Raw genomic sequence first — 25,211 nt, forward strand, 5'->3', positions numbered from 1 at the left:
CGGGGCCATGGGCCTACGCCGAGTGCGGTCGGCGTCGTCCGTCTTCGAATTTACCTGCGAAATACCTCGGCCCCCGCCGTAGGGGTCAGGAGGCGTCCTCCTCTTCGTCCTCGTCGGACTCCGTGAGGACGGGAGAACCGTGGTGGGACCAGAGGCGCCAGCCCTCGGATGTGCGTCGGAACACATTCGTGGCGACGACCAGCTGACCGACCAGCGGGCCGAGTTCCCCGCCGTCCTCGGCGGGGCCGCCGCTGAGGATGTTCTCCGTACAGGTCACCAGCGCGGTGTCACCTATGACGGCCACTTTGGTGTCGGTGAGGAAGAACTGGATGTAGTCCGTGTGGGACATGATCAGGGCGTACGAGCGCAGTACCTCGCCGCGGCCCGAGAGCACCGGCCAGCCGGGGTGGACGCACGAGATCTCGTCCTCGAGCCAGAGCGCCGACAGGGCGTCGAAGTCCCCCTGCTCCATGGCCTCGTAGAAGGCCGTGTTGACCTCTTCGACCGCTTCGATGTCGGTTCTGCTCACAGGGCTCCTTCTCGGTCGGTGGTCACAGCGCTCCTTCCACGGCGCGGGCCACCCGAACCGCGTCGGCGGTCGCCCGTACCTCGTGGACCCGGACGGCCCAGGCGCCCTGGTGGGCGGCGATCGCGGAGACGGCCGCGGTGGCGGCGTCGCGCTCGCGGGCGGGCGGCGGCGCGGCGTCGGCCCCGCCGGCCAGGACCCAGCCGAGGAAACGCTTCCGCGAGGCGGCGACCAGGAGCGGGAAGCCGAGCGCGCGCAGCTCGGGCAGGTGGGCGACCAGGGCGAGGTCGTGCTCGGCGTTCTTGGCGAAGCCGAGGCCGGGGTCGACGACGAGCCGTTCGGGGGCGATCCCGCCGCTCACCACGGTGTCGATGCGGGTCCGCAGCTCGGCGGTGACCTCCGCGAGTACGTCCTCGTAGACGGCGAGGCTGTTCATGCCCTCGCTGAAGCCGCGCCAGTGCATGACGACGAAGGGCACCTCGGCGGCCGCCACGGCCGAGATCATGCCGGGGTCGGCGAGGCCGCCGCTGACGTCGTTGACCAGGACGGCGCCGGCCTCGACGGCCCGGGCGGCGACGGCCGCCCGCATGGTGTCGACGGAGACGGTGACGCCCTCGGAGGCCAGGCCGCGGACCACGGGGACGACCCGGCGCAGCTCCTCCTCCTCGTCGACGCGGGAGGCGCCGGGCCGGGTGGACTCGCCGCCGACGTCGATGAGGTCGGCGCCCTGGGCAACGAGGTCCAGGCCGCGTTTGACGGCGGCGGTGGTGTCGAACCAGCGGCCGCCGTCGGAGAAGGAGTCGGGGGTGACGTTGACGACGCCCATGACCCCGCAGCGGTCCCAGTCCGGCAGACCTGCGACCCGGCCCCTGCCGGTGGCTCCGCGCTTCGTGTTCATAGGTCCAAGGGTAGGGCTGACCTGGATACGGCAGGGCCCCGGCGCCTGTCGGCTGCCGGGGCCCTGGCCGGGCGGGGTGCGGGTGGTCCCGCCTTACGCCACCTGGACCTCGCGTTCGGTCTGCTGCTTCGGTACGGCCGCCATGTGGTGGTGCGCACAGGTGCGGACCGGCTTGGGACGGCGGCGGCTGGCGAACAGGCGGGGCAGGGCCAGCGTCACGAACCCCTCGGCCTGCATCGCGGCGAAACCGATGCGGGGCAGGTCGCGGGTGGTGCGGAAGACGACGAAGCGCGGCTCCCAGCGGGGGCGGAACTTCGCGTTGAACTTGTACAGCGACTCGATCTGGAACCAGCGGGAGAGGAAGACCAGCAGGTTCCGCCACATCCGCAGCACCGGGCCGGCGCCGATCTTCTCGCCGCGGGCGAGGGCCGAGCGGAACATCGCGAAGTTCAGCGAGACCTTCTCGATCTTCAGCGCGGGGGCGGCCTCCAGGGAGGCCACGATCAGCAGTTCGTTCATGCCGGGGTCGGCGGCGCGGTCGCGGCGCATCAGCTCCAGCGACATGCCGTCCTTGCCCCACGGGACGAAGTGCAGGACGGCCTTCAGGTCGCCGAAGGGGCTGGTGTCGCCCTCCTCGACCCGGTGGGCGGTGGCGATGAAGCAGTCGCCGTCGCCCGGGTCGCCGACCCGGCCCAGCGCCATGGAGAAGCCGCGCTCGGTGTCGGTGCCGCGCCAGGCCTCGGCGGCGCCGCGCACCTGCTCCAGCTCCTGCTCGGTGAGCTCGCTGACCCGGCGGACCTTGGTGGTGTAGCCGTTGCGCTCGATGCGCTTCACCATCTGGCGGACATTGCGCATGGCGCGGCCCGAGAGGGAGAAGTCTTTGACATCGACAATCGCCTCGTCACCCAGTTCCAGGGCGTCGAGACCGGTCTCGCGGGTCCAGACCTCGCCGCCGGTCTCGCTGCAGCCCATGACGGCCGGGGTCCAGGAGTGGGCCTTGGCCTCCTCCATGAACCGCTCGATCGCGCCGGGCCAGGCCTCGACGTCCCCGATGGGGTCGCCGGAGGCGAGCATCACGCCGGAGACGACCCGGTAGGTGACGGCGGCCTTGCCGCTGGGGGAGAAGACGACGGCCTTGTCGCGGCGGAGCGCGAAGTGGCCGAGGGAGTCTCGGCCGCCGTGCTTGGCGAGGAGCTCGCGCAGCTTGCCCTCGTCGTCGGCGGTGAGCTGGGCGGCCGGGTGCTCGGGGCGGAAGGCCAGGTAGATGGTGGTGAGCGCGGTCAGCATGCCGAGGGCGCCGAGGGAGTACCCCACGGTCCACGACACCCGGCCTGCGTAGTCGACGGGGCCCTCGAAGCCGAAGAGGCCGTAGACGACGTGCGTGATCTGCTCGTACAGGCCGGGCTTGCCGACGACCTTGCCCGGGTGGACGTTGACGATGACCAGACCGAGCCCGATGGAGCCGGCGCTCATCAGGACGAAGTTCGCGAGCGCCTTCCAGCGGCTGCGCGGGTCGGGCAGCGCCTTGAATTCACCCTGATGGCGCAGCAGCAGCGCGAGGAGCACTGCCGCGATGACCACGCCGATGACCGAGTGCCGGTACGTGAACTGCGCCACGGCGCCCGCCGGCAGGAGCACGACGGCGGCCCGCCAGGCCCGCCGCTTGTGCCGCTTGAGGCCGTGGGCGAGCAGCAGCAGCAGAACGCCCGCGCTGATGGACAGGGCTGCCGCGAACGGGCCCAGGGAGCCCGGCAGCACCTCGGTGACCGCGTGGATGCGGCTGTGGCGGAATCGCGGGAAGACCCCGGCCGCGATGTCCAGAAGGCCGACGATCATGACGGCCGTACCTACCAGGCCGGGCACCGACTCCGGCCTGGGTCCGCTGAGGATTCGGCGGAACCTGCTCGGAACCTGTCCCGACTTATCGCCATCTATCCTGCTAGACATCGCTTCCCGTTGCTCCGCGAGAGATCATGTGGCCGAAGGCCGCGACAGCCTCCGGTGTGTGGTGCGTCCCTTAGGACGACATCGACGGGGAGCGGGTTCACTCTTCCGTCGGAAAAATCCAGTCCTGCCATCAGAAAGTCGACTGACTGCTCATGGGTCTCACCAGTAATACGGTCCTGGCCTTGGCCATCATCGCCGGTGTGCTGCTCTTCGCGGCCACCGTCTGGTTCTGGCCGAAGCTCTCGGGCCGCACCTGGCGTGCGTTCGCCGGACGCATCGGCCTCCTGCTGGCGACGCAGCTGGCGCTGTTCTCGGCTGTGGGTCTCGCGGCCAACAAGTCTTTCCTGTTCTACGGGTCCTGGGCCGACCTCGTCGGCAAGGAGACGTCCATCGGCAAGGTCGTCGACCACTCGATGAGCAGCAAGGACATCAAGGTCGTCGACAAGCAGAAGCTGGACGTGCCCGGCGGGGGCAAGCCCCAGGTCGGCGGCCAGATCCTGAAGGTCTCCATCACCGGGCAGAAGTCGAAGATAACGAGCCCCGGCTACGTGTGGCTGCCGCCGGAGTACTTCCAGCCGCAGCACAAGGACCAGAACTTCCCGGCGTCCATCGTCCTGACGGGCTACCCGGGCACGGCCGAGAACCTGATCAAAGGGCTCGACTACCCCATGAAGGCCTTCAGCCTGTCCAAGGCCGGCAAGATGAAGCCGATGATCCTGGTCATGATGCGCCCGACCATCGCGCCCCCGCGTGACACCGAGTGCGTGGACATACCCGGTGGCCCGCAGACCGAGACCTTCTTCGGGGTGGACCTGCCGCAGGCCGTCCAGGACACCTTCCGGGTGGGCAAGGAAGCCAAGAACATGGGCTTCATCGGCAATTCGACCGGCGGCTACTGCGCCCTGAAGATCGCCGCGCACTACCCGCAGACCTTCGGCGCCGCCGCGGGTCTGTCCGCGTACTACGAGGCCCCGGACGACCCGACGACCGGTGACCTGTTCCACGGGGACGACAAGCTGAAGAAGCGCGCGGACGTGCTGCACAGCATCGAGAACAAGAAGCCGACCGGTACGTCGTTCCTCGTCACCAGCAGCGAGAAGGGCGAGCCGAACCTCGGCGACACCAAGAAGTTCGTCAAGCTGGTCAAGGGCCCGGACCGGGTCTCGTCGATCATCCTCGACAGCGGCGGCCACAACTTCAACACGTGGCGGCGCGAGATCCCGCCCATGCTGCAGTGGATGAGCGGCCGCATCGAGGCCTGAGCCTCCTGCCGCCCGCTGCTGAGAAGGGCCCGACTCCGGTCGGGCCCTTTTCCTGTGCCCCCTACGCCTCCTGGAGCTGGGCCCGGCGCAGCGCGCGGTGGACGCCCTCCGGGGTCAGTACGCCGACCAGCGCGCCCGAGGCCGGGTCGGTGACCCCGATCCGGCCGGAGTCCTCCTGGAGCAGGGCCGCGAGCGCCTCGCGCAGGGTCGCGCCCAGGTCCACCGAGGTCGCCGGAGGCTTCCCCTCCGTCGCCGCGAGGTCGGCCGGTGCGACCGGGGTGACCGCGAGCCGCTTGAGCCCCCGGTCGGCGCCGACGAAGGAGGCCACGTACGGCGTGGCCGGCGCGGCCAGCACCGCGGCCGGGCTGGCGAACTGCTCGATGGTGCCCGCTCCGTAGACGGCGATGCGGTCGCCGAGCCGGATCGCCTCCTCCAGGTCGTGCGTGACCAGCAGGATGGTTTTGCGCACGGTCTTCTGCAGCGTCAGGAACTCGTTCTGCAGGCGCTCGCGCACCACCGGGTCCACCGCGCCGAACGGCTCGTCCATCAGCAGCACCGGCGGGTCGGCGGCGAGCGCGCGGGCCACGCCGACGCGCTGGCGCTGCCCGCCGGAGAGCTGCTCCGGGTAGCGGCCCCCGTAGACGGCCGGGTCCAGTCCCACCAGTTCGAGCAGTTCGGCCGCCCGGGCGCGGGCCCTGGCCTTGGGGGTGCCGATCAGCTGGGGCACGGTCGCCGTGTTCTCCAGCACCGTCTTGTGCGGGAACAGCCCGACCTGCTGGATGACGTATCCGATGCGGCGCCGCAGTTCCACCGGATCGGCGGCGGAGATGTCCTCGCCGCCGAGCAGGATCCGGCCGGAGGTCGGCTCGATGAGCCGGTTGACCATCTTCATCGTGGTCGTCTTGCCGCAGCCGGACGGGCCCACGAGCGTGACCAGCTCGCCCTCCGCCACCTCGAAGGACAGGTCCTCGACGGCTGTCGTCCCGTCGGGGTAGCGCTTGGTCACGTGCTCGAATCGGATCACGGGACCCATCCTTCCCTACCGGCCGTCAGGTTTTGGCGAAGGCTTTGTCAGGGGAGTGTTGCGTGAGTGCGAAGGATTCCGGCCACCGTCGGTGCCGGGGGTTAGGGTCGCTGGTGTACGCCAGTTCGGGACAGGGGGTGAGGGCATGGCCGGGCAGAACTGCCTGGTGGCGAATGACTGGTTCTGCTGGGAGTACGTCACCTCCCGTTCCCAGGAGCTCACCGACGCCACCGTGGAGCACATCTGGATCACGGGCATGTCGGTGGATATCGGCCTCGCCGTCTCCGTGCCCCTGGCCCTGCTGGCCCGCCGCGGCCGCCGCTGGGCCGCGCCCGTACTGGGCCTGACCACCCTGCTCTACACGATCCCCTCGCTCGCCATGTTCTCCCTCCTGCTGCCCTTCTTCGGCCTGTCGGCGGCGCTCGTGGTGACCGGGCTGGTGCTGTACTCGCTGACCATCCTGGTCCGCAACGTGCTGGCCGGCCTGGAAGCCGTCCCCGAGGAAGTACGGGAAGCCGCGCGCGGCATGGGGTACGGCCCCGGGCGGATGCTGTGGCAGGTCGAACTGCCCCTGGCGCTGCCCGCGCTGCTCGCGGGGGTGCGGATCGCCACCGTCTCGACGGTCGCGCTGACCACCGTCGGCTCCATCGTCGGCAAGGGCGGCCTCGGCAATCTGATCGCCCCCGCCGTCAACAGCTCCTTCAAGGCGCAGGTGCTCACCGCCTCCGTGCTGTGCGTGCTGCTCGCGCTGGTGGCGGACCTGCTGCTGCTCGGAGCGCAGCGGCTGCTCACGCCGTGGACGCGGGCCGCGCGGCCGGCGAAGGGGGCCTGAGGTCATGGGTGTGCTGGAAGGGGCCTGGGACTGGCTGGCCGACGGTGCCAACTGGTCCGGGGAGAGCGGGGTCTGGCACCGGCTCGGCGAGCACGTCTACGTCAGCGGGATCGCCCTCGCGATCGCCTGCGCGGTGGCGCTGCCCGTCGGACTGTTCCTCGGCCACCTCGGCAAGGGCGGCGCCCTCGCGGTGAACGTCTCCAACATCGGCCGGGCCGTGCCCGTCTTCGCCGTGCTGGCGCTCTTCATGGTCTCGCCGCTGCGCAACGCGGGATACCTGCCCACCATCGCCGCGCTCGTGCTCTTCGCCGTCCCTCCGCTGCTGACCAACGCCTACGTGGGCATGCGCGAGGTCGACCGGTCCGTGGTGGAGGCCGCCCGGGGCATGGGCATGTCCGGAGGCCAGCTCTTCTGGCGGGTCGAACTGCCGCTCGCGCGCGACCTGGTGATGACGGGGCTGCGGTCGGGCGCCGTGCAGGTCATCGCCACGGCCACCATCGCGGCCATGGTCGGCCAGGGCGGTCTCGGCCGGATCATCACCGCCGGCTTCAACACGTACAACACCGCGCAGGTCGTCGCCGGCGCCCTGCTGGTGGCGGCGCTGGCCCTGCTGGTGGAGGGCGCCCTGGTGGCGGCGGACCGGCTGCTGCCGCGTCCGGCCGCGCGCGGGGCGACCGGCTGACCCTCCCCGCGTCCGCGCCGCACTTGTGCCCGTCCCGTCCTTCCCACTCCCCTGGAGGAGAGATCATGAGCAAGTCCACGCGCGTCCTCGGCGCGGCACTGGGTGCGGTGGCCCTGACCGCCTCGCTCACCGCGTGCGGAGGCGACAGCCTGGAGAAGAGCAAGGAGGGCGGTTCCTCCTCTTCCCCGGCGGCGGGCGGCAAGGGCAGCCTGGTGATCGGCGCGGCCGGGTTCACCGAGTCCAACGTGCTGGCGGAGCTGTACGCGCAGGTGCTGCGGGGCGCGGGGTACGACACGTCGATCAAGACGGTCAACAACCGCGAGCTGTACGAGCCGTCCCTGGAGAAGGGCGAGATCGACGTCGTCCCGGAGTACGCGGCCACGCTCGCGGAGTTCCTCAACGCCAAGGTGAACGGCCCGACGGCGCCGGACGTGAAGCCGGTCGCGTCGAGCGACGTCGCGGCGACCGTCGCGGCCCTGGAGAAGCTGGCCGCCCCGCTCGGCCTGAAGGCGCTCCCGCCGGGTGCGGCGGTCGACCAGAACGCTTTCGCCGTATCCAGGGAATTCGCCGAGAAGAACAATCTCAAGACACTTTCCGATCTTGGAAAGTCCGGGCTGAAGGTGAAGATCGCGGCGGGCGACGAATGCTCCGTCCGCCCCTTCTGCGCCCCCGGGTTGAAGAAGACGTACGGAATCGAAGTCTCCGGTATCGACCCCAAGGGTGTCGGCACCCCGCAGTCCAAGCAGGCGGTCAAGGACGGCGCGGACCAGCTGGCGCTGACCACGACCACCGACGCCACGCTCGACACCTACGGCCTGGTCCTCCTGGAGGACGACAAGAAGCTCCAGAACGCCGACAACGTGCTGCCGGTGGTCAACGCCCAGGACGCGGGCACCCCGGAGGTCGCGGCCGCCCTCGACCAGCTGAGCCAGGTCCTCACGACCGCCGACCTCGTCGACCTGAACCGGAAGGTGGACGCGGAGCGCGCCAAGCCGGCGGACGTCGCGAAGGCCTACCTGGACTCCAAGGGCCTGCTGAAGAAGTAGCAGTTACACGGTTGATGGAGAAATGTGGAGTACCCGCCCGGAAAGATTGCCGGGCGGGTATCCCGCAGGACCTCCACGCCCTGTAAATTTCGGGCCATGCCCCGTGGACGCCACCGCAATCCCGAACCCCTGCACCGGCTGCTCACGCCGACGACGGTCGCCGGTGTGTCCGTCACCAGCGCCGGCGCGGCCTGGCTCCTCGCGGGCCCCGACGACGCCACCGCGCTACGGCTGCTCGTGGCCCTCGCGGCAGCCGCCGGGGTCGCCGGCGCCGTGGTGATGCGCGCCTGGGACCGCTCGGCGGGCCGCCGGGTCGCGGAACTCACCCGCGAGCGGGTCAAGGACGAGTGGAAGACGGAAGAGCGGATAGCCGAGCTGGAGTCCGACCTCGAAGAGGCCCGGATGCTGCGCGGCAGGCTCGACGCCAAGCTGCGCGCCAAGCGGGTCGAACTGGCCGGGCTGCGCGGCGAGCACGCGGCGCTGCTGCGGCGGTACGCGACGGCCGAGACCGAGCGCGCCAGCGCGCTGGAGGGCCGCCGCCTGCTGGCCATCGAGGCCGCTTCGGCCCCGGCGGCCGCGCCCAAGGAGCTTCCGGCCGTCTCCGAGGAGCGCACCTCGGCGGGCGCGCCCACCTCGGTCGGCTACGCCCGGGCCCATGCGGCTCTGGGTGCGCTGGCCGCCAGGCGCCAGGCGCGGGAACTGCCCGCCGCGCCGTCGGCCCCGGCGTCCGCGCTCGCTCCTGCCGCCGCGGATCCTGTCCCCGCTGCCGCGGTTCCGGCGCGCCGTCCGGCCTCCGCGGTGGCTCCGTACGCGGCGCAGCGGCGGACCGCCTCCCGCGCTGAGGGCGGCTTCGACTTCTTCGGTACCAAGAACGCGGCGCAGGCCCGCGCGGTGATCGAGGCGGTCCAGAACGAGGACCTGGCCGACGTGGTCGGCGCCGAGGCCCTCGCCGTTCACCGGGCGGAGTCGGCGCAGACCGGCGCCGAGCCGGCCTCCGGCAAGGGTGCGGTCAAGGCGGCCACCCCGCAGACGCGGGCGGTGGGCCAGGTCATCGACCTGACGGCCCACGACGAGACCGAGCCGATCGACGTGGCCCGCCTGCGCACCGCGATCTCGTAGCACCGGCCGGGGAGAAACGTCCCGCCCGACGGCACCCGACTCAGGCCCTGTCCGCCCGGACAGGGCCTGATCGCGTACGGGGCGGCGTACGGGGACGCGTACGGGGACGCGCACTTGGAGGGCGAGGCCCCCGTAGTCAGGGCGCGTACGAGGCCACCAGGCGGGCCAGGTGGCGGCCCGCGACGAGGAGCGGGGTGCGGCTCCGCCCGACCTGGGCGCTCACCTCGGCGCCTTCCAGGGTGTTGATGACGGTGGCCGCCAGGTCGCGGGCCTGGGGCTCCGGGTAGCCGCAGGCCAGGAGCTTCGCCGCCACCAGGTGCTGCCAGTCGGCGAAGGCCTGGGCGCAGGCCGCCTGGATCTCGGGGAGGCGGCCGACCGTCTCCAGGGCCGTGGCCGTGATGGGGCAGCCGTCCCGCCAGTCGGAGGCCTCCAGTTCCCGCGCGAGCGTCGTGGCGACGGCCTCGACCGCCTCCGCGGGGTCCGGGTGAGTGGAGAGCCCTGAGCGGAGCAACTCGGCGAACTCCTCGCCGCCGAAGTGGATGGCGGCCACCGCGAGCTCCTGCTTGCCGCCCGGGAAGAAGTGGTAGAGCGAGCCCAGGGTGGCTTCGGCCTCGCGGACGAGCTGTTTGACCGGGGTGTTCTCGTAGCCGCCGTGCTGCATGAGGCGGGAGGCGGTGCGGACCAGCCGCTCGCGCGTCCCCAGTTCTGTCTTCGTCCCTGCTGCTGCCATGGGCGTGATCCTACCGCCGATATTGGATAGAGCGTTCGTTCTAGTCCCGTGTTACGGTCGTCCCGAGCGCTAGATAGAGCGTTCGTTCTAGACCATTTCTTTGGGGGAGCTCCGTCATGAACCAGGTACCGACCGCCCAGGACACCAAGGTCACCGTCGTCGGCCTCGGCCCCATGGGGCGGGCCATGGCCGCCGCCTATCTCGACGCCGGCTACGAGGTCACCGTGTGGAACCGCAGCACGGGCAAGGACGCCGACCTCGTGGCGCGCGGGGCGCGGCGCGCCGCGAGCATCGCCGAGGCCGTCGCCGCGAGCGGGCTGACCGTGCTCAGCCTCATCGACGTGGACGCCATGTACACGACCCTCGGCGGCACCGACCTCGGCGGCCGGACGCTGGCCAACCTGTCCTCGGACGTCCCGGAGAAGGCCCGCAAGGCCGCGCAGTGGGCCGAGGCGCGCGGGGCCGCGTACCTCACGGGCGGGGTCAACGTGCCGCCGGACGGCATCGGCCAGGAGGGCTCGTCCGTCTTCGTCAGCGGCCCCGAGGAGGTCTACGAGGAGCACCGCGCCGCGCTCGACGTGCTCGCCGCCACCGACTACCGCGGCGCCGACCCCGGCTACGCGCAGCTCTACTACCAGCTCAACATGATCCTCTTCTGGACGGCGTACACCGGCTGGTACCAGGCGCTCGCCGTCGCCCAGGCCAACGGCCTGACGGCGGCGGACATCCTCCCCTACGCCGGCTACACCGCCGACAGCATGCGCGGCTTCTACACTGGGGGCGCCCCGCGCATCGACGCCGACGACCACGCCGGCACGCACGAGCGCCTCGCCATGTGCGCGGCGAGCGTCGAGCACGTCCTGCACACCGCCGCCGACTCCGGTGTGGACACCGGCATCCTCGCCGCGCACGCCGAGCTCTACCGGCGCGGGGTGGCCGCGGGCTTCGGCGCCGACAGCAGCTCGCGCCTGATCCAGCTGCTGGCTGCGAAGGAGGGCGCCGCCTAGGTCCTGTCCGGGCGATCTTCGTGGATCAGCCCGCGTCGTCTGGTGCGGTGCATCGCAGGGCGGAGGATCGCAGCTCGTACTCGGCCGTACTCGCGCGGTCCGACAACGCGGCGAGGCGCCGTGCCAGGCGGCGCGGGCCCGCGAAGATCGCCCGGACAGGGCCTAGGTCCCGGCCACAGCACTAGCGGATCGCCAGGCTTTCCACAGCCTGTGCACAGAGCGCGCGGACGGCCTGGGGAGTGTCCTCGTGGAGCGGGGTGACGGAGACGGGGCTGCCGGGGGCGCCGGGCGGCGCGGCCAGGACGTCCGGGGCGGCGAGTCCGCAGAGTACGGCCGCGAGGGCCACGGCGGCGGCCCCGCGCGTCAGCCACTCCCGGCGCCGCCGCCGCTTCTCGTCCTGCGCGATCGTCATGCCCGGAACGCTACGGTCACCGGCCGGCGCCCGACATCCCGTCTCCCCCCAGCCCGTTGCGGGGGGAAACCCCCGGGAGGGCAGCCGACGCCGTCAGAACAGCGGTAGCTGCCCCGGGTGTTCGGACAGCACGAAGCCGTCCAGCGTCGGCGCCGAGGCGCCGAGCATCACCCGCGCCCGGGAGCCGGGGCAGGAGACCAGCTCGCCGCCGCCCCGTCCGGCGGGAGGATCGTGGCGGGCGATCCGGCCGGCGGTGACGGCGCAGTCGCGGCCGCAGGCGGGGCAGGCCCGGCGGGGGGAGTGGGACATGCCCCAAGTCTGCCCTGCCGCACCGACATCAGCCGGCCCGGGCCGCCAGCCACGTCGCGTGCGCCCGGCAGACCTGCTCCCACAGCGCCGCCCGGTCCGCCGGGGTCAGATCGTCCAGCGTCCGCCCGAAGACGGTCGCCATGACCTCGTAGAGTTCCTCCGGCGTGTTCAGTTCGCGCTCGCTGGGCCCCTTGGCCGGGTCGATCCGGCCGAGCACCCGCCCGCGCAGCACGTCGATGCTCTCCGCGTCCCGGCGGATCATCACCAGCGTCCGTACGAAGCCGGATTCGGGGGAGGTCGACAGCCGGACGTGCTCGGCCTCGAAGTCGGCCAGGGCGGCGGGCGCCGAACGGAAGACCGTCACCGGGCACGGCCCGTACGAGGTCAGGAAGGTCCAGCCGGGCTCCGGCCCCTCCAGCGGTTCCAGGACGTAGCTGAAGTCCCCCTGCCGGTGCGTGCCCGCGCGCAGCGGCAGCGGATCGTGCGGCCCGTCGCCCAGCCCGGTGTCGACGAAGTACTCCGCCCCGCCGACCCGGACGGTCAGGGCGAGGTGGTCCCCGGTGACCGTGCGGGCGTCGGGGTCGTGGTGGACGCCCCCGACGTGCCGGCTCACGTCGTAGCCGAGGGATTCGAGCAGCGCCGCGAAGGCCCCGTTGACGTGGAAGCAGTACCCGCCGCGGCCCTCGGCGATGCGCCGCGCCGACTGCACCGGGTCGAGGCCCGGTGCGCGGCCCAGCTGGATGTCGACGTTCTCGTAGGGGACCCGTTCCACATGGGCCCGCTGAAGGGCGAAGAGCGCCTCGGCGGTCGGGCGGGGCGGCTCCGGGAAGCCGAGCCGCCGCAGATAGCCGGCGAATATGCCAGAAGTCATGCGGTCACCCTAGGCGGTGACCACCTGACGTGTGGTGCACGACGTATGGAGTGTGGCGTTCCACAACCTCACCCGGGCCGCCCCTACTTGTCGGCGGCCCGCACTTGTCGGCGGCCCCTACTTGTCGATGTCGCCGACCACGAAGAACAGCGAGCCCAGGATCGCCACCATGTCCGCGACGAGCTGCCCGGGCAGCAGCACCGCCAGCGCCTGGATGTTGTTGTACGAGGCGCTGCGCAGCTTCAGCCGGTACGGGGTCTTCTCGCCCTTCGAGACCAGGTAGTAGCCGTTGATGCCGAGGGGGTTCTCGGTCCAGGCGTACGTGTGCCCCTCGGGCGCCTTCAGCACCTTGGGCAGACGCTGGTTGACGGGCCCCGGCGGGAGCTCCGCCATCCGGTCCAGGCAGGCCACGGCCAGGTCGAGGGCGTTGTGCGTCTGGTCCAGCAGGACCTCGAAGCGGGCCAGGCAGTCGCCCTCGGGGCGGGTGACCACCTTTAGGACGTCCTGGAGCTCGCCGTAGGCCAGGTACGGCTCGTCGCGGCGCAGGTCGAAGTCGACACCGGAGGCACGGGCGATCGGGCCGGAGACCCCGTACGCGTGCACCGCCTCGGCGGAGAGCACGCCGACGCCGCGGGTGCGGGCGCGGAAGATCTCGTTCCCGTGGACCAGCTTGTCGTACACGTCCATACGGGTGCGGACGTCGGCGATCGCTTCGCGGGCCCGGCCGAGCCAGCCGGCCGGGAGGTCCTCCTTGAGGCCGCCGACGCGGTTGAACATGTAGTGCATGCGGCCGCCGGAGATCTCCTCCATGACCGCCTGGAGCTCCTCGCGCTCGCGGAACGCGTGGAAGATCGGGGTGATTCCACCCAGTTCGAGCGGGTACGAACCGAGGAACATCAGATGGTTCAGGACGCGGTTCAGTTCGGCCAGCAGCGTCCGCATCCACACGGCCCGCTCGGGGACCTCCATGCCGAGCATCCGCTCGACCGCCATGACCACGCCGAGCTCGTTCGAGAACGCGGACAGCCAGTCGTGGCGGTTCGCGAGCATCACGATCTGGCGGTAGTCACGGGCCTCGAAGAGCTTCTCGGCGCCGCGGTGCATGTAGCCGACCACCGGCTCCGCGCTGACGATCCGCTCCCCGTCCAGGACGAGGCGCAGGCGCAGCACGCCGTGCGTGGAAGGGTGCTGGGGGCCGATGTTGAGCACCATGTCGGTGCTCTCCGCCGCGCCGCCGATGCCGACCGTGGTCTCCGTCATGCGGGCATTGTCTCAGCCGCAGGGGGTGGCGCGTCGACCAGGCCGGATCAGGGACCGGACACCGCGAGCCCGGCCTGGTCGACGGGCCACCCCCCTACGCTTGCGGGATGGAAACGGGGACAACGGGTGAGACGGGCCGACCCGAGTGGGTGGGGCTGCCGGGCGGGCTGCTCACCTTGCGGCGGCTGCTGCTGGTGATCTGGATGAGCCTCTTCGCCGCGGTCACCGCCGTGGTGCTGTGGCTGACGGCCGGCCCGGTCTGGGCGGCCTTCGGGGCGTTCTGGCTCGCGGTCCTGGCCTGGGGCTGGGTGCTGCTCGGCCGGAACTGGCGGTCCTGGCGCTACGCCGAGCGCGCGGACGACCTGCTGATCAGCCGGGGCGTGCTGTGGCGGGAGGAGACGGTGGTCCCGTACGGGCGGATGCAGCTGGTCGAGGTGACCTCGGGCCCGCTGGAGCGGCGCTTCGGGCTGGCCTCCGTACAGCTGCACACGGCGGCCGCGGCCACGGACGCCAAGATCCCGGGCCTGGCGCCGGCCGAGGCGGAGCGCCTGCGCGACCGCCTGACCGAGCTCGGCCAGGCAAGGTCGGCGGGCCTGTGACCTCCGGTCCGGTGGACGACGAGACGATCAGCGCCGGGACGGCGGAGGCCGGGACAGCGGGCGCCAGCACGGCGGGCGCCGGGACGGCGGAGGCCGGGACAGTGGACGCCAGCACGGCGGGCGCCGGGACGGCGGAGGCCGGGACCGCGGCGGCCAGGACGGCGCACGCCGGGACCTCGGACGCCGGCACCGCGGAGGCCGAGGTGGCGCCCGGAGCGGGATCCCCGCCCGGTGCGGACGACACGGCGGGTGGCGACGGGGGGCCCGCCGCCGGGCGGCGGCTGCACCCCTTCACCCCGCTGCGCCGCGCCTGGGTCCCGATCGCCGCGACGGCCGGTGTGATCGCCCAGCAGGGCGACCGCGCCGGGGAGTGGATCGGGGACCTGTCCACCCTGCTCCGGCTGGCGGTGCTCGCGGGCCTGGTCCTGGTCTTCGGCCTGTACGGATTCCTCAGCTGGTGGTTCACGTACTACGCCGTCACCGACACCGAGCTGCGGATCCGCAGCGGACTCCTCTTCCGGCGCACCGCGCACATCCGGCTGGACCGGATCCAGGCCGTGGACGTCACCCGTCCGCTGCTCGCCCGAGTGGTGGGGGTCGCACAGCTGCGCCTCGACGTCATAGGAACCGAGGACAAGGACGAGCTGTCCTTCCTCTCCGAGAAGGACGCCGTGGCGCTGCGCGCCGAACTCCTGGCCCGGGCGGCGGGCTTCGCCCCCGCCGAGGCGGTACGGGTCGGCGAGGCCCCGGAACGGGAGCTGCTCCACGTCCACCCGCGCGACCTCGCCGTATCGCTGCTGCTCAGCCTCGGGGTGTGGGCGGCGCTGGTCGCCGGGCTCACCGCGCCCGCCCTCGTGTGGTGGCTCAGTTCGAGCCCCTGGGCGGCGGTCGTGACCCTGGTCCCGCTGCTCGGCGCGGTCTGGACGGGCAGCGCGGGCCGCTTCCTGGACGAGTACGACTGGACGGTCGCGGAGTCCCCGGACGGGCTGCGGCTGGACCACGGGCTGCTGGACCGGGCGCACGAGACGGTGCCGCCGGGGCGGGTGCAGACCGTACGGATCGTGGAGCCACTGCTGTGGCGGCGGCGCGGCTGGGTCCGGGTGGAGCTGGCGGTGGCGGGCTCGAAGAACGACGTCCTGGTCCCGGTGGCCGCGCGGGAGGCGGCGTACGCCGTGGTCGCCCGGGTCCTGCCGGGCGTGGACCTGGCCGGTCTGGCCTTCTCCCCCTCCCCGCGGGCCGGTTCGCGCTGGGTGGTCCCGGTGTGGTGGAAGGGCTACGGGCTGGCCGTCTCCCCGGAGGTCTTCGCGGCCCGCCGCGGCCGCCTGTGCCGCCGTACGGAGATCGTCCCGCACGCCAAGGTGCAGAGCGTCCGCCTCACCCAGGGGCCCTGGGAGCGCGCCCGCGGGGTGGCCGACGTCTGCGTGGACACCGGGGCGAACGCCACGGTCACGGCCCGGCTGAGGGCGGCCGCCGAGGCCGACGGGCTGCTGCGCGCCCAGGCGGTCCGCTCGCACACCTCCCGCGCCGCGGCCCGGCCGGACCGGTGGATGACGGCGCCGGAATCGGAGACGGGGGCGGAGGCAGGGACGGAGGCGGGCACGGAGTCCGAGGCGTAGGGCGGGACGGGGGGCCGACTGCGGCACAGGAGGTAACTGTGTGATGAGCGGATCAGATGGCCCGTCGCTCCGGGTAGCGAAGGGGGCGACGGATCCTCGACCTGATCCGCAGTCAGCAACCGCAAGGAACAGCTCTGATGAACCGGAACGCTTCCCGCTTCCTGCGCACGGCCCGTCTGGCCGCCCCCGCCCTCGCCGCCGTCACCCTGACGATGGCCTTCGACATCCTCGTCGCCGACCAGGCGGCCCTCGACACCGTTCCCACGGGCGCGGGCTGCGAGTTCGTCGTCCGCTGACCCGCGCGGCGAAGACGCGTACGGCGTTCCCCCGGGCCGGGCAGCCCGGGGGAACGCCGTACGCGGCACAAGGACCAGGACCGGTTCCTAGCCCATGCCACCGCCGCCCGCGCGGACCAGGCCCGTCTCGTACGCCAGAACCACCACCTGGACGCGGTCGCGCAGGCCCAGCTTCGTCAGGATCCGGCCCACGTGGGTCTTCACCGTGGCCTCCGACAGGACCAGCCGGGCGGCGATCTCGCCGTTCGACAGGCCCTGGGCGACCAGCAGCATGACCTCGCGCTCGCGGTCCGTCAGCCGCTCGATCTCCTTGTTCTGCGGCTCCTGCGTGCTCGTCGGCAGCATCGGCGCGAACCGGTCCAGCAGCCTGCGCGTCGTGGAGGGGGCGACGACCGCGTCCCCGCTGTGGACCGACCGGATGGCCCCGAGCAGCTCGGCCGGCGGCACGTCCTTCAGCATGAAGCCGCTCGCGCCGGCCTTCAGGCCGGAGAAGGCGTACTCGTCCAGGTCGAAGGTGGTCAGGATGATGACCTTGGGGTGTTCCTCGGGCTCACAGATCCGCCGGGTCGCCTCGACCCCGTCGAGCCTCGGCATGCGGACGTCCATCAGCACCACGTCCACCTTGGTGGCCCGCAGCACCTCCAGCGCCTCCAGGCCGTCTCCCGCCTCGGCGACGACGTCCATGTCCGGCTGGGCGGCGAGCACCATGCGGAAGCCGGTGCGCAGCAGCACCTGGTCGTCGACGAGCATTACTCGGATGGACATCGGTTACCTCGTCCTCGTCATTTCTTCTTCAGGGGAAGCAGTGCGCTGATCCGGAAGCCGCCGCCCGGCCGCGGCCCCGTGTCCAGGGTTCCGCCGACCATGCCGATCCGCTCCCGCATGCCGATCAGACCGTGCCCGGCGCCGTCCGCGCCGCCGTCCTCGTACAGCTCGTGGGCCGCGCCCCGGCCGTCGTCCTCTACCAGCAGGCCGAGTCCGTCGTCGAAGTAGACCAGCCGGACGCTCGCCTTCGCGTCCGGACCCCCGTGCTTGCGGGTGTTGGTCAGGGCTTCCTGCACGATCCGGTACGCGGTCAGCTCGACGCCGCTGGGCAGCCGCCGCGGGGCGCCCTCGACCTCGAAGTCCACTTCCAGGCCGGCCGCCCGCACCTGCTCGACCAGGACCTCGATCTGTTCGACGTCCGGCTGCGGCACGTAGTCCTCGGACTCCTGCGGTTCGCCGGTGCGCAGTACGCCGAGCAGCCGGCGCATCTCGGCGAGGGCCTGGCGGCCCGTGCCGGAGATGGTCTGCAGGGCCTCCTTCGCCTGCTCGGGGGCGACGTCCATGACGTACGCGGCCCCGTCGGCCTGGACCACCATCACCGAGACGTTGTGCGCGACGACGTCGTGCAGCTCCCGGGCGATCCGGGCGCGCTCGGCGGCGACCGCCACCTTGGCCTGGGCCTCGCGCTGGTTCTCCAGGCGCTGGTTGCGCTCGATGAGCTGGGCGTAGTAGGCCCGGCGGGTGCGCAGGGAGTCGCCCGTCACCCAGGCGAGGGCGAAGGGGACCATGACGAACAGGGCGAAGAGGATCTCCTCCACGGTGCTCGCGCTCTTGTCGACGCCGAAGCGCAGGAAGTAGAGCGGGGAGGCCATGAGCCCCATGCCGAGGGCGGCGCGCGAGACCCAGCGCGGTACGTCGCCGGCGGCGACGGTGAAGAGGATCACGAGCATGGCGACGTCGCAGAACTGGGCCTCGATGCCGAGGGCCAGCTGGTAGACGCCGGCGCCCATGGTCAGCCAGAGCATCTGCTGCGTCCACTTGCGCCGCAGGGCCACGGCGGCGCTCAGCGCGACCACCACCGGGACGGTGGCCAGGCGCGTGGCCGTGTCGCCGCCGCCGGACGCCACCACGGTCATCATCGAGAACCCGAAGAAGAGGACAGCCCAGAAGCTGTCGACGCCCGTCGGGTGTCTGCGGAGGAAGTCGTAGAGGCGCTGCACGTAACCCAGCGTAGGGAAGGGAGATAGGTGCTGGAGTCAACCACAGGTGCGAACCTGGCACCGGAGGCGTACTCCGCAAGGTGGAGGCGAGTTTAACCTGGGTCCGATGAACACCCAGGGTGAATGCATGGCTCCGGTTCGGTGGCGCTCGGCGATGGAAGCCGCGCTGTACGGGCCCGGCGGTTTTTACGTGCGCCCCGGCGGGCCGGGTCCCGCCGGGCACTTCCGCACCTCCGTCCACGCCTCCGGGCTGTACGCGGGGGCGGTGGCCCGCCTCCTGCTGTGGGTGGACGCCGAGCTGGGGCACCCGGCCGGGCTGGACCTGGTGGACATGGGGGCCGGGCGGGGCGAGCTGGTGGCCGGGGTGCTCGCCGCGCTGCCGCCGGAGGTGGCCGCGCGCGTGCGGCCGTACGCCGTGGAGCGGGCGGAGCGGCCCGAGAGGCTCGACCCGCGGATCCGCTGGGCCGCCGAACCGCCCGTACGGGCGACCGGGCTGCTCTTCGCGAACGAGTGGCTGGACAACGTCCCGCTGGAGGTCGCCGAGGACGGGCGCTACGTACTGGTCGCACCCGACGGTACGGAGAGCCCGGGCGGCCCCCTGGACGACGCGGACCGGGCCTGGCTGGAGCGCTGGTGGCCGGAACCGGGCCGGGCGGAGATCGGCCGCGCGCGCGACGAGGCCTGGGCGGCGGCCGTGGCGAGCGTGGAGCGGGGGCTGGCGGTGGCGGTGGACTACGCCCACACCCGCGAGGCGCGGCCCCCGTACGGCACCCTGACGGGCTTCCGAGCGGGCCGGGAGGTGCCGCCGGTCCCGGACGGCAGCTGCGATGTCACCGCCCACGTGGCACTGGACTCCTGCGCGGGCCCGGGCGCGGCCCTGCTCACCCAGCGCGAGGCGCTGACCGCCCTCGGCGTCTCGGGCGCCCGCCCCCCGCTGGCGCTGGCCTCTGCCGATCCGGCGGCGTACGTCCGGGGGCTCGCCGCGGCGGGGGAGGCGGCGGAGCTGACCGCTCGCGGCGGGCTGGGGGACTTCCTGTGGCTCTGCCAGCCCGTGGGCATCCGGGCGGCTTGGCCCGGGGCGACCGGCTGACGGGGCCTTGCTGGCTTCGGCCGGCGGCGGCCGTCAGCGGGACGGATGTGAGCGGCGACGCCCGTCAGGCGAGGCCGGAGATCAGCCTCGCCTGACGGTCCGTGCCGTGGTTACTGCGTCACCTCGTGGCCGTGGCCCTCGTGCAGGCCGCCGCCACTGCCCGTGCCCGGGGTGGTCGGCTGCGAGACGACCGGCTTCGACAGCGGGGCCAGGTCGTGCGCGTAGTGGCCGACCGCGTCCGCGATGATGTCGACGTTGATGTCGAGCGCCTTCTGGTCGATGTTGTTGATGTCGTCGCCCGCGGCGTGGTAGTTCACGTCGTACGCGACGCCCGCCTGGCCGCCGAACTTCGCCGCCTGGGCCTCGGTCTTGATGCCCTCGGCGCCGGTGAAGGTGCCGCCGGAGGGGATGCCCACCTCGATGAACGGGCCGTAGTCCGAGCGGCCGGAGAAGTCCGTGCCCTCGTGCGGGATCTTCTTCGAGTCGAGGAAGTCGGTGATGCCCCGCTCGATCTGCGCCGAGCCCTCAGGGCCCGGACCCGCGCCCGTGGCGTCCGAGTCGTCGCCGTCGTAGACGAAGTAGGCGGCGTTCGGCGAGGCGATCATGTCGAAGTTCAGGTAGAGCTTGATCTTCTTCTTCTCGTCGTCCGTCAGCCCGGCGACGTACGCCTCGGAGCCGAGCAGGCCGAACTCCTCGGCCGACCACCAGGCGAACTTGACCTTGTTCTTGATCTTCCCCTGGCTGCTCGCGAGGCGCTGCGCGACCTGGAGGATGCCGGCCGAGCCGGAGCCGTTGTCGTTGATGCCCGGGCCCGCCGCGACCGAGTCGAGGTGGGCGCCGAGGAAGACGGTGTTGTTCTCGTCGCCGCCGCGGGTCTCGGCGATGACGTTGTAGGTCTTGCGGTTCTCGCGCAGCTCGCGGATGTCGAGGGTGAGTTCGACCGGTCCGGCCGCCGCCTCGGCGGCGAGCTTCTCGCCCTCCGCCTGGGTGATCCCGCCGGTCGGGACCTTGCCCGCGGCCGGGTCGCCGAGGGTGCCGTTCAGGGCGCCCTCGGTGTTGTTGTAGATGACCGCGCCGACCGCTCCGGCCGCGGCCGCGTTGGCCTGCTTCACCGCGAAGGCGCAGCCGCCGCGCTTGACCAGGGCGATCTTGCCCGTGAAGGTGCCCGAGGCGAAGTCCCCCGGCTCGCAGCCGTTGGTGCCGTCCGCGTCGACCGGGGCGACCGCGACCTGCGCGGTGATGCCCTCCTCCGGGCCGCTCGCGGTGTACGTCATCAGGTGGATCGGGACGTCGCGCTCGTTCGCGCCGTTCACCGTCAGCTTCTCGGCGATCGTCTCGACGTACACGAAGTCGAACTCGTTCTTGGTCACCTTGTAGCCGGCCGCGCGCATCACGGCCTCGACGTACTGGGCGGACTGCACGTGGCCCTTGGAACCGGCCGCACGGTTGCCGTTGTTGTAGTCCGCGATGGACTGGAACACCTTGAGGTGGTTGTTGGCGCCCTTGCCGGTCGCGTCCTTGACCAGCTTCCTGGCCAGGGCGTCGCCCTTGGCGGCGTCGCTCTGCGGGCTGCCGGTGGCACCGGCGGGCCCGGCGAGGAGCAGCGGGGAGACGAGGGCAGCGGCCGCCAGGGCGGCGGTTGCTGCAGCTATACGGCGAGAGGCCATGAAGATCCTTCCACGACAAAAGGGCGAGCAGGAGGTACTGCGCGCGGTACGCGGGGGGAGCGGTTGACGCACGTTAAACAAGAAGTGGCCACTCTGGCCAGAGTTTTCGCTGTTTCCGGTTCATGAATTCCGCATATCGGTGAATCTGCGCCGTAGGGAACCGGCCATTCCGCCTAGCGGAGCAGTCCCTCTATGAGGTCCGAACCGAGGCGTGCGACCACGGACAGGTCCAACTGGTGCTGGACATAGCGGCCCTGGCGTCGCGTATGCATCAGACCGGCCTTTTTCAGGACGGCCAGGTGCCGTGACACCTCCGGCGCGGTGATCCCGTGCACGGTCGCCAGCTCGCTCGTCGTGTACGGGGCCCGGGCCAGACTCCGGCACAGCGACATCCGCATCGGGTGCGCCAGCGCCTCCATCCGCCGCTGGAGCAGTTCCACCGAGCCCGGCGCGGAGGCCAGTTGGGGGGAGCCGAGCGGGTAGTGGACCACCGGACGCCAGCCCGGTGCGTGCAGCACGAGCAGGTGCGGCCAGCCGAAGTTCGTCGGTATGAAGACCAGCCCGGGCCCCATCCGGGGATCGGTGGCGGTCGTCGACCCGTTGACCATCTTGTCGGCGGTGATCGTGGTCAGGCCCTCGTCCACGCTCAGCGCGGAGGAGACCTCCTTCAGCGCGGCCGGCAGCCCCTTGCGGCGCAGCACCTCGGTCTTGTGCCGGGCGTCGGAGTTCTGGCCGGGCTCGATGCGCTTCCAGGTCTCGGCGAAGAAGGCCTCGTCGCAGTCCTCCAGGAGCCTGCGCATCCACACCCGTACGGCGACCGGGTCGTCCAGCAGCCGGATCGAGAAGTCCAGCTGGCGCGGGCCGCGGGCGGCGGCCGTCTCCAGCGCCTTGGCCCGGGCCGCGGGATCGCGCAGCGGCGAGGGCCAGCCGCCCTCGTTGTACAGCGCCAGCCAGCAGTGCTCCAGGGCGGCCGTCACGAACTGCTCGTCGTCCAGCCGGTCGAGTACGTCGAGCTCCTCGGCCAGCGTCGCGGCGGGCCGCCCGGTCCCGCCGGGGGTCCCGGCGAAGGGCATGAACACGTCGGAGAAGGAGCTCCGCCACATGAAGTCGCCCTCCAGCAGCCGGTCGGCGAGCGACGGGTCCAGCGCGGCGGAGGTGGCGGTGGTCCAGGAGGCCAGGCCGGGGTGGTGGGCGGGCTGCGAGAGCGCGTGCAGGGCCATGCAGAGTTCCGCGAGGGGCGAGGTCGTGAAGAAGATCCGCTCGGTGGGGAGCCCGGCGATGTCGATGGTGACGCTCATCGCCCCATTCTGCGGGTTGCCCTGCGGGCGGCTCGGCTGGCGTGGTGTGGCGTGGCGCGGCGTGCGCGTGTGGGTGCGGTGCGGCGCCGTTGCTGGGGCGCTGCCCCAGGCCCCGCGCCTCAATCGCCGGCGGGGCTGGGTTTGGCGTCGGGCGTGGGCCGGGGCCGCCGCTTCCCCTGCGGGGGGCTCGGCGGGTGCGGCCTCGGCTGCGCCGTGCTTACCGGGTGTGGGCCGGGGACGCTCCGGAGCGTCTCCTCGGCTCGCGCACTGAGCCCCCGCTACGAATGCCCGGCCCAGGTTGCGCGCTCGTCCTGCGGGGACTCTCCTGCGCGTCCCCGTCCCACACCGCGGCTTCGGAAGCCAGGCCTGGCGGTTGTCCGGGAACTCGTGGTGGAGGGGAGTGGTGCCGCGCAGGGCTGTCCCCGCAGGACGAGCGCGCAACCTGGGTCCCACTTGCGTAGCGGGGGCTCAGTGCGCGAGCCGAGGAGACAGCCCGGAGGGGCACCGCGGACCGACCCCAACGACGGGGCCCCGCTGTGACGAGCCCACCCCGGCCGAGCCGCCCGCAGGGCATACGGCACCGCGGACCGACCCCACCGACCAGGCCCCGGCGCAGCCGAACCCCACCCTGCCAGGGCAAAGCCAGGGCAGATCCAGCCCCGCCGGCGTTTGAGGCGCGGGGTCTGGGGCGGAGCCCCAGGAGCCCCGGCGCCGCCGATGCAAACGGGCCGATTGACGGGTGGCGTCAATCGACGAGCGAGGCGCTGCCGACGGGGTGAGGCTGGATCCATGACCGCGATCGAGCAGTACCTCATAGACACCTACCGGGCATCGCAGCACGGCGCCCCGATGCCCCCGCCGCCGGGCCGGGACGACCTCGCGGTGCTCCGCGCGGCCCGGTCGTACGAGCAGTTCCAGGCCGTCCTGGAGGGCCGTCCGGCCGGCCGTCCGTGGCGCGCCGCCCTGCGCCGGCTGCTGAACCGCCCGCGCCCCTGCTGACCCGCGCCCCGCCGGCCTCAGTCCTCGAAGGTGATCTCGTACGCGATCTCGGCCCGGCGGTCGGCGACGACGATGTCGGCGGTCTCCACCGGCCGGCCGTCCTCGGCGTAGTAGGTGCGCTCGATCTCGGTGACCAGGTCACCGACGCTGATGCCGAGCAGATTGGCCCGGGTCTGGTCCGCGCGGGACGGCCGGGGCACCTCCACCGCCGAAGTGACGTTCACTCCGATCGAGCGCATCCGCGCGACGACGCCCATCCCCTTGAACGGGCCCGTCTCCGGCAGCACGACCGGCGTGCGGTCGGTGAGGGCCATCGGCTCCCAGGACGCGCAGATCTCCACGGGCCGGCCCTCGGACAGGAACTCGTACCTCGTGACCACGCACAGGTCCCCGGGGTCGATGGCGAGCCGCTCGGCGATGCGCTCGGGCGCCGGGGTGCGGGCCTTGGAGTGCGACTCCCAGCTCGCGCCGTCCGTGTCGCGGCCGTTCGGTCCGCTCAGCCGCCGCAGCCGCGAGCGCAGGACGCGCAGCCGCCGTCGCGGCACGCGGACGTAGGTCCCCGAGCCGGCGCGGCCCTCCAGGAAGCCTTCGATGATCAGGAGCTCCATCGCGCGCTGCGTGACGCTCTGCCCCACCTCGTACTCGCCGGCGAAGCGGGCCCTCGACGGCAGCCGCGCTCCGACCGGCCACTCACCGGCCAGGATCCGCTCCCGAAGGGCGTCGGCCACCCGCAAGTACGCCGTGTCACGAGGCATTCGAGCCGTCCTGTACCTGTCGTCGAGAGGGACAAGCTAATTCATCAGGTCGAAGCTGAGCCTTCAGGGTGACGAGGGGTGTCCGGCCGTTCCGGGCGGGGCGCCGGTCCGGCCGGAGGGGCCGCCCCCGGCCGCCCCCGCCCCGCCCCGGCGCCGCCCGGGCCCGGTTACTGGCCGAACTTCGGCGCGTTGCGCTCGTAGACCAGCCGCAGGCCGACCAGGGTCAGCCACGGCTCGTGGTCGTCGATCACCGAGGACTCGCCGAGGACCACCGGGGCCAGGCCGCCGGTGGCGATGACGCGGACGTCGTCCGGGTCGCCGTTCGGGCCGGCCAGCTCCTTGGCCATCCGCGTGACGACCCCGTCGACCTGGCCCGCGAAGCCGTACACCACGCCCGACTGCATCGCCTCGACCGTGGACTTGCCGATCACGTTGCGCGGACGGGCCAGCTCGATCTTGCGGAGCTGGGCGCCCCGTACGCCGAGGGCCTCCATCGAGATCTCGATGCCCGGGGCGATCACCCCGCCCACGTACTCGCCCTTCGCGGACACCGCGTCGAAGGTGGTCGCCGTACCGAAGTCGACCACGATCGCCGGCCCCCCGTAGAGCTCGACCGCCGCGACCGCGTTGATGATGCGGTCCGCGCCGACCTCCTTCGGGTTGTCCATGAGGATCGGCACGCCCGTCTTGATGCCGGGCTCCACCAGCACCGAGGGGACGTCCCCGTAGTAGCGCCGGGTGACCTCGCGCAGCTCGTGCAGGACCGACGGCACCGTCGAGCAGATCGCGATGCCGTGGATGCCGTCGCCCAGCTCGCTGCCGAGCATCGGGTGCATGCCCATCAGGCCCTGCATCAGCACGGCCATCTCGTCGGCCGTGCGCCGCGGGTCGGTCGAGATGCGCCAGTGCTCGACGATCTCGTCACCGTCGAACAGGCCCAGGACCGTATGGGTGTTGCCTACGTCGATGGTGAGGAGCACC

General features: G+C 72.2%; 26 protein-coding genes. 11 read left to right on the forward strand and 15 right to left on the reverse strand.

From position 1 onward, the window contains the following. Nucleotides 1–85 precede the first annotated feature (85 nt). The 3 genes from AB0D94_RS07360 to AB0D94_RS07370 form a co-directional block, all read right to left on the reverse strand. Nucleotides 86–529 carry a nuclear transport factor 2 family protein gene (locus tag AB0D94_RS07360; protein WP_362046912.1) on the reverse strand — a complete coding sequence of 148 codons (444 nt, stop codon included), beginning with the start codon at nucleotides 527–529 and terminating at the stop codon, nucleotides 86–88. Nucleotides 530–551: 22 nt separating this feature from the next. Further along, nucleotides 552–1,424 carry a dihydropteroate synthase gene (gene folP, locus AB0D94_RS07365; protein WP_362046915.1) on the reverse strand — a complete coding sequence of 291 codons (873 nt, stop codon included), beginning with the start codon at nucleotides 1,422–1,424 and terminating at the stop codon, nucleotides 552–554. A 93-nt stretch (nucleotides 1,425–1,517) separates the two neighbouring features. Further along, on the reverse strand, nucleotides 1,518–3,371 hold the full coding sequence (locus tag AB0D94_RS07370; RefSeq protein ID WP_362046918.1) for a phosphatidylglycerol lysyltransferase domain-containing protein: 1,854 nt from the start codon (nucleotides 3,369–3,371) through the stop codon (nucleotides 1,518–1,520). A gap of 152 nt (nucleotides 3,372–3,523) precedes the next feature. On the opposite strand from AB0D94_RS07370, the gene AB0D94_RS07375 reads away from it, so the two are divergent. Further along, nucleotides 3,524–4,633 carry an alpha/beta hydrolase-fold protein gene (locus AB0D94_RS07375; RefSeq protein WP_362046923.1) on the forward strand — a complete coding sequence of 370 codons (1,110 nt, stop codon included), beginning with the start codon at nucleotides 3,524–3,526 and terminating at the stop codon, nucleotides 4,631–4,633. Between the two features lie 61 nt (nucleotides 4,634–4,694). Here AB0D94_RS07375 and AB0D94_RS07380 read toward each other — a convergent pair whose 3' ends face one another. Beyond that, nucleotides 4,695–5,657, reverse strand: coding sequence for an ATP-binding cassette domain-containing protein (locus AB0D94_RS07380; RefSeq protein ID WP_362046926.1), 963 nt, complete (start codon nucleotides 5,655–5,657; stop codon nucleotides 4,695–4,697). Between the two features lie 145 nt (nucleotides 5,658–5,802). Here AB0D94_RS07380 and AB0D94_RS07385 point away from each other — a divergent pair, with 145 nt between their 5' ends. The 4 genes from AB0D94_RS07385 (at nucleotide 5,803) to AB0D94_RS07400 (ending at nucleotide 9,336) form a co-directional block, all read left to right on the forward strand. Continuing rightward, nucleotides 5,803–6,489, forward strand: coding sequence for an ABC transporter permease (locus tag AB0D94_RS07385; RefSeq protein WP_362046929.1), 687 nt, complete (start codon nucleotides 5,803–5,805; stop codon nucleotides 6,487–6,489). Nucleotides 6,490–6,493: 4 nt separating this feature from the next. Next, on the forward strand, nucleotides 6,494–7,171 hold the full coding sequence (locus AB0D94_RS07390) for an ABC transporter permease (protein WP_362046932.1): 678 nt from the start codon (nucleotides 6,494–6,496) through the stop codon (nucleotides 7,169–7,171). A gap of 65 nt (nucleotides 7,172–7,236) precedes the next feature. Continuing rightward, nucleotides 7,237–8,217, forward strand: coding sequence for an ABC transporter substrate-binding protein (locus tag AB0D94_RS07395; RefSeq protein WP_362046935.1), 981 nt, complete (start codon nucleotides 7,237–7,239; stop codon nucleotides 8,215–8,217). 96 nt (nucleotides 8,218–8,313) lie between these two features. Next, nucleotides 8,314–9,336, forward strand: a complete 1,023-nt coding sequence (locus AB0D94_RS07400; RefSeq protein ID WP_362046938.1) for a hypothetical protein — start codon at nucleotides 8,314–8,316, stop codon at nucleotides 9,334–9,336. A 136-nt stretch (nucleotides 9,337–9,472) separates the two neighbouring features. Here the strand turns inward: AB0D94_RS07400 and AB0D94_RS07405 are convergent, their stop codons facing one another. Further along, nucleotides 9,473–10,066 (reverse strand): TetR/AcrR family transcriptional regulator, encoded by a 594-nt coding sequence (locus AB0D94_RS07405; RefSeq protein WP_362046941.1) that lies wholly within the window; start codon nucleotides 10,064–10,066, stop codon nucleotides 9,473–9,475. Nucleotides 10,067–10,182: 116 nt separating this feature from the next. Between AB0D94_RS07405 and AB0D94_RS07410 the strand changes: the two genes are divergently transcribed. Then, nucleotides 10,183–11,073: an NAD(P)-binding domain-containing protein gene (locus AB0D94_RS07410; protein WP_362046944.1), complete on the forward strand. Its 891-nt coding sequence runs from the start codon at nucleotides 10,183–10,185 to the stop codon at nucleotides 11,071–11,073. A 181-nt stretch (nucleotides 11,074–11,254) separates the two neighbouring features. On the opposite strand, the gene AB0D94_RS07415 is transcribed toward AB0D94_RS07410, so the two are convergent. The 4 genes from AB0D94_RS07415 to AB0D94_RS07430 form a co-directional block, all read right to left on the reverse strand. Next, the gene (locus AB0D94_RS07415; protein WP_362046947.1) at nucleotides 11,255–11,485 is read right to left on the reverse strand and encodes a hypothetical protein; all 231 of its coding nucleotides are present in this window, start codon (nucleotides 11,483–11,485) and stop codon (nucleotides 11,255–11,257) included. A gap of 93 nt (nucleotides 11,486–11,578) precedes the next feature. After that, nucleotides 11,579–11,794, reverse strand: coding sequence for a hypothetical protein (locus AB0D94_RS07420; RefSeq protein ID WP_266935981.1), 216 nt, complete (start codon nucleotides 11,792–11,794; stop codon nucleotides 11,579–11,581). 28 nt (nucleotides 11,795–11,822) lie between these two features. Further along, a complete protein-coding gene (locus tag AB0D94_RS07425) occupies nucleotides 11,823–12,665 on the reverse strand; it encodes an arylamine N-acetyltransferase (protein WP_362046951.1) in 843 nt (280 codons plus the stop codon). Nucleotides 12,666–12,782: 117 nt separating this feature from the next. After that, nucleotides 12,783–13,925: an NADH-quinone oxidoreductase subunit D gene (locus tag AB0D94_RS07430; protein WP_362046954.1), complete on the reverse strand. Its 1,143-nt coding sequence runs from the start codon at nucleotides 13,923–13,925 to the stop codon at nucleotides 12,783–12,785. Between the two features lie 107 nt (nucleotides 13,926–14,032). Between AB0D94_RS07430 and AB0D94_RS07435 the strand changes: the two genes are divergently transcribed. The 3 genes from AB0D94_RS07435 to AB0D94_RS07445 all read left to right on the forward strand — a co-directional run bounded on the left by AB0D94_RS07435 (nucleotide 14,033) and on the right by AB0D94_RS07445 (nucleotide 16,436). After that, complete coding sequence (locus AB0D94_RS07435) at nucleotides 14,033–14,524, forward strand: PH domain-containing protein (RefSeq protein WP_362046957.1); 492 nt, start codon at nucleotides 14,033–14,035, stop codon at nucleotides 14,522–14,524. 281 nt (nucleotides 14,525–14,805) lie between these two features. Then, nucleotides 14,806–16,140, forward strand: a complete 1,335-nt coding sequence (locus AB0D94_RS07440) for a PH domain-containing protein (RefSeq protein ID WP_362047016.1) — start codon at nucleotides 14,806–14,808, stop codon at nucleotides 16,138–16,140. A 137-nt stretch (nucleotides 16,141–16,277) separates the two neighbouring features. Continuing rightward, nucleotides 16,278–16,436, forward strand: a complete 159-nt coding sequence (locus AB0D94_RS07445) for a hypothetical protein (RefSeq protein ID WP_362046960.1) — start codon at nucleotides 16,278–16,280, stop codon at nucleotides 16,434–16,436. Nucleotides 16,437–16,523: 87 nt separating this feature from the next. Here AB0D94_RS07445 and AB0D94_RS07450 read toward each other — a convergent pair whose 3' ends face one another. Together AB0D94_RS07450 and AB0D94_RS07455 are read right to left on the reverse strand one after the other, a co-directional pair. Continuing rightward, the gene (locus tag AB0D94_RS07450; protein ID WP_362046963.1) at nucleotides 16,524–17,201 is read right to left on the reverse strand and encodes a response regulator transcription factor; all 678 of its coding nucleotides are present in this window, start codon (nucleotides 17,199–17,201) and stop codon (nucleotides 16,524–16,526) included. A gap of 17 nt (nucleotides 17,202–17,218) precedes the next feature. Next, a complete protein-coding gene (locus AB0D94_RS07455; RefSeq protein ID WP_362046966.1) occupies nucleotides 17,219–18,421 on the reverse strand; it encodes a sensor histidine kinase in 1,203 nt (400 codons plus the stop codon). A 127-nt stretch (nucleotides 18,422–18,548) separates the two neighbouring features. On the opposite strand from AB0D94_RS07455, the gene AB0D94_RS07460 reads away from it, so the two are divergent. Next, complete coding sequence (locus AB0D94_RS07460) at nucleotides 18,549–19,511, forward strand: SAM-dependent methyltransferase (protein ID WP_362046969.1); 963 nt, start codon at nucleotides 18,549–18,551, stop codon at nucleotides 19,509–19,511. Between the two features lie 110 nt (nucleotides 19,512–19,621). On the opposite strand, the gene AB0D94_RS07465 is transcribed toward AB0D94_RS07460, so the two are convergent. Next, nucleotides 19,622–21,178 carry a M28 family metallopeptidase gene (locus AB0D94_RS07465; RefSeq protein WP_362046972.1) on the reverse strand — a complete coding sequence of 519 codons (1,557 nt, stop codon included), beginning with the start codon at nucleotides 21,176–21,178 and terminating at the stop codon, nucleotides 19,622–19,624. 173 nt (nucleotides 21,179–21,351) lie between these two features. Continuing rightward, nucleotides 21,352–22,476: a DUF5937 family protein gene (locus AB0D94_RS07470; protein WP_362046975.1), complete on the reverse strand. Its 1,125-nt coding sequence runs from the start codon at nucleotides 22,474–22,476 to the stop codon at nucleotides 21,352–21,354. Nucleotides 22,477–23,265: 789 nt separating this feature from the next. On the opposite strand from AB0D94_RS07470, the gene AB0D94_RS07475 reads away from it, so the two are divergent. Beyond that, entirely contained in the window at nucleotides 23,266–23,475 is a 210-nt protein-coding gene (locus AB0D94_RS07475; protein ID WP_362046978.1) for a hypothetical protein, read from the forward strand. A gap of 17 nt (nucleotides 23,476–23,492) precedes the next feature. On the opposite strand, the gene AB0D94_RS07480 is transcribed toward AB0D94_RS07475, so the two are convergent. Together AB0D94_RS07480 and AB0D94_RS07485 are read right to left on the reverse strand one after the other, a co-directional pair. Beyond that, the gene (locus AB0D94_RS07480; RefSeq protein WP_362046981.1) at nucleotides 23,493–24,230 is read right to left on the reverse strand and encodes a GntR family transcriptional regulator; all 738 of its coding nucleotides are present in this window, start codon (nucleotides 24,228–24,230) and stop codon (nucleotides 23,493–23,495) included. Between the two features lie 167 nt (nucleotides 24,231–24,397). Beyond that, nucleotides 24,398–25,210 (reverse strand): type III pantothenate kinase, encoded by an 813-nt coding sequence (locus AB0D94_RS07485; protein ID WP_362046984.1) that lies wholly within the window; start codon nucleotides 25,208–25,210, stop codon nucleotides 24,398–24,400. Nucleotide 25,211: the final 1 nt, after the last annotated feature.

It is taken from the genome of Streptomyces sp. NPDC048255, assembly GCF_040652415.1.
In the GTDB taxonomy this organism is placed as follows: domain Bacteria; phylum Actinomycetota; class Actinomycetes; order Streptomycetales; family Streptomycetaceae; genus Streptomyces.

What these genes read in the sequence shown, in the direction of transcription:
- AB0D94_RS07470 (WP_362046975.1), bottom strand. Translation starts at nt 22,476, where the DNA reads ATGAGCGTCACCATCGACATCGCCGGGCTCCCCACCGAGCGGATCTTC.
- AB0D94_RS07390 (WP_362046932.1), top strand. Translation starts at nt 6,494, where the DNA reads ATGGGTGTGCTGGAAGGGGCCTGGGACTGGCTGGCCGACGGTGCCAAC.
- AB0D94_RS07475 (WP_362046978.1), top strand. Translation starts at nt 23,266, where the DNA reads ATGACCGCGATCGAGCAGTACCTCATAGACACCTACCGGGCATCGCAG.
- AB0D94_RS07395 (WP_362046935.1), top strand. Translation starts at nt 7,237, where the DNA reads ATGAGCAAGTCCACGCGCGTCCTCGGCGCGGCACTGGGTGCGGTGGCC.
- AB0D94_RS07460 (WP_362046969.1), top strand. Translation starts at nt 18,549, where the DNA reads ATGGCTCCGGTTCGGTGGCGCTCGGCGATGGAAGCCGCGCTGTACGGG.
- AB0D94_RS07410 (WP_362046944.1), top strand. Translation starts at nt 10,183, where the DNA reads ATGAACCAGGTACCGACCGCCCAGGACACCAAGGTCACCGTCGTCGGC.
- AB0D94_RS07430 (WP_362046954.1), bottom strand. Translation starts at nt 13,925, where the DNA reads ATGACGGAGACCACGGTCGGCATCGGCGGCGCGGCGGAGAGCACCGAC.
- AB0D94_RS07445 (WP_362046960.1), top strand. Translation starts at nt 16,278, where the DNA reads ATGAACCGGAACGCTTCCCGCTTCCTGCGCACGGCCCGTCTGGCCGCC.
- AB0D94_RS07450 (WP_362046963.1), bottom strand. Translation starts at nt 17,201, where the DNA reads ATGTCCATCCGAGTAATGCTCGTCGACGACCAGGTGCTGCTGCGCACC.
- AB0D94_RS07400 (WP_362046938.1), top strand. Translation starts at nt 8,314, where the DNA reads ATGCCCCGTGGACGCCACCGCAATCCCGAACCCCTGCACCGGCTGCTC.
- folP (WP_362046915.1), bottom strand. Translation starts at nt 1,424, where the DNA reads ATGAACACGAAGCGCGGAGCCACCGGCAGGGGCCGGGTCGCAGGTCTG.
- AB0D94_RS07465 (WP_362046972.1), bottom strand. Translation starts at nt 21,178, where the DNA reads ATGGCCTCTCGCCGTATAGCTGCAGCAACCGCCGCCCTGGCGGCCGCT.
- AB0D94_RS07415 (WP_362046947.1), bottom strand. Translation starts at nt 11,485, where the DNA reads ATGACGATCGCGCAGGACGAGAAGCGGCGGCGGCGCCGGGAGTGGCTG.
- AB0D94_RS07435 (WP_362046957.1), top strand. Translation starts at nt 14,033, where the DNA reads ATGGAAACGGGGACAACGGGTGAGACGGGCCGACCCGAGTGGGTGGGG.
- AB0D94_RS07385 (WP_362046929.1), top strand. Translation starts at nt 5,803, where the DNA reads ATGGCCGGGCAGAACTGCCTGGTGGCGAATGACTGGTTCTGCTGGGAG.
- AB0D94_RS07480 (WP_362046981.1), bottom strand. Translation starts at nt 24,230, where the DNA reads ATGCCTCGTGACACGGCGTACTTGCGGGTGGCCGACGCCCTTCGGGAG.
- AB0D94_RS07405 (WP_362046941.1), bottom strand. Translation starts at nt 10,066, where the DNA reads ATGGCAGCAGCAGGGACGAAGACAGAACTGGGGACGCGCGAGCGGCTG.
- AB0D94_RS07420 (WP_266935981.1), bottom strand. Translation starts at nt 11,794, where the DNA reads ATGTCCCACTCCCCCCGCCGGGCCTGCCCCGCCTGCGGCCGCGACTGC.
- AB0D94_RS07425 (WP_362046951.1), bottom strand. Translation starts at nt 12,665, where the DNA reads ATGACTTCTGGCATATTCGCCGGCTATCTGCGGCGGCTCGGCTTCCCG.
- AB0D94_RS07370 (WP_362046918.1), bottom strand. Translation starts at nt 3,371, where the DNA reads ATGTCTAGCAGGATAGATGGCGATAAGTCGGGACAGGTTCCGAGCAGG.
- AB0D94_RS07375 (WP_362046923.1), top strand. Translation starts at nt 3,524, where the DNA reads ATGGGTCTCACCAGTAATACGGTCCTGGCCTTGGCCATCATCGCCGGT.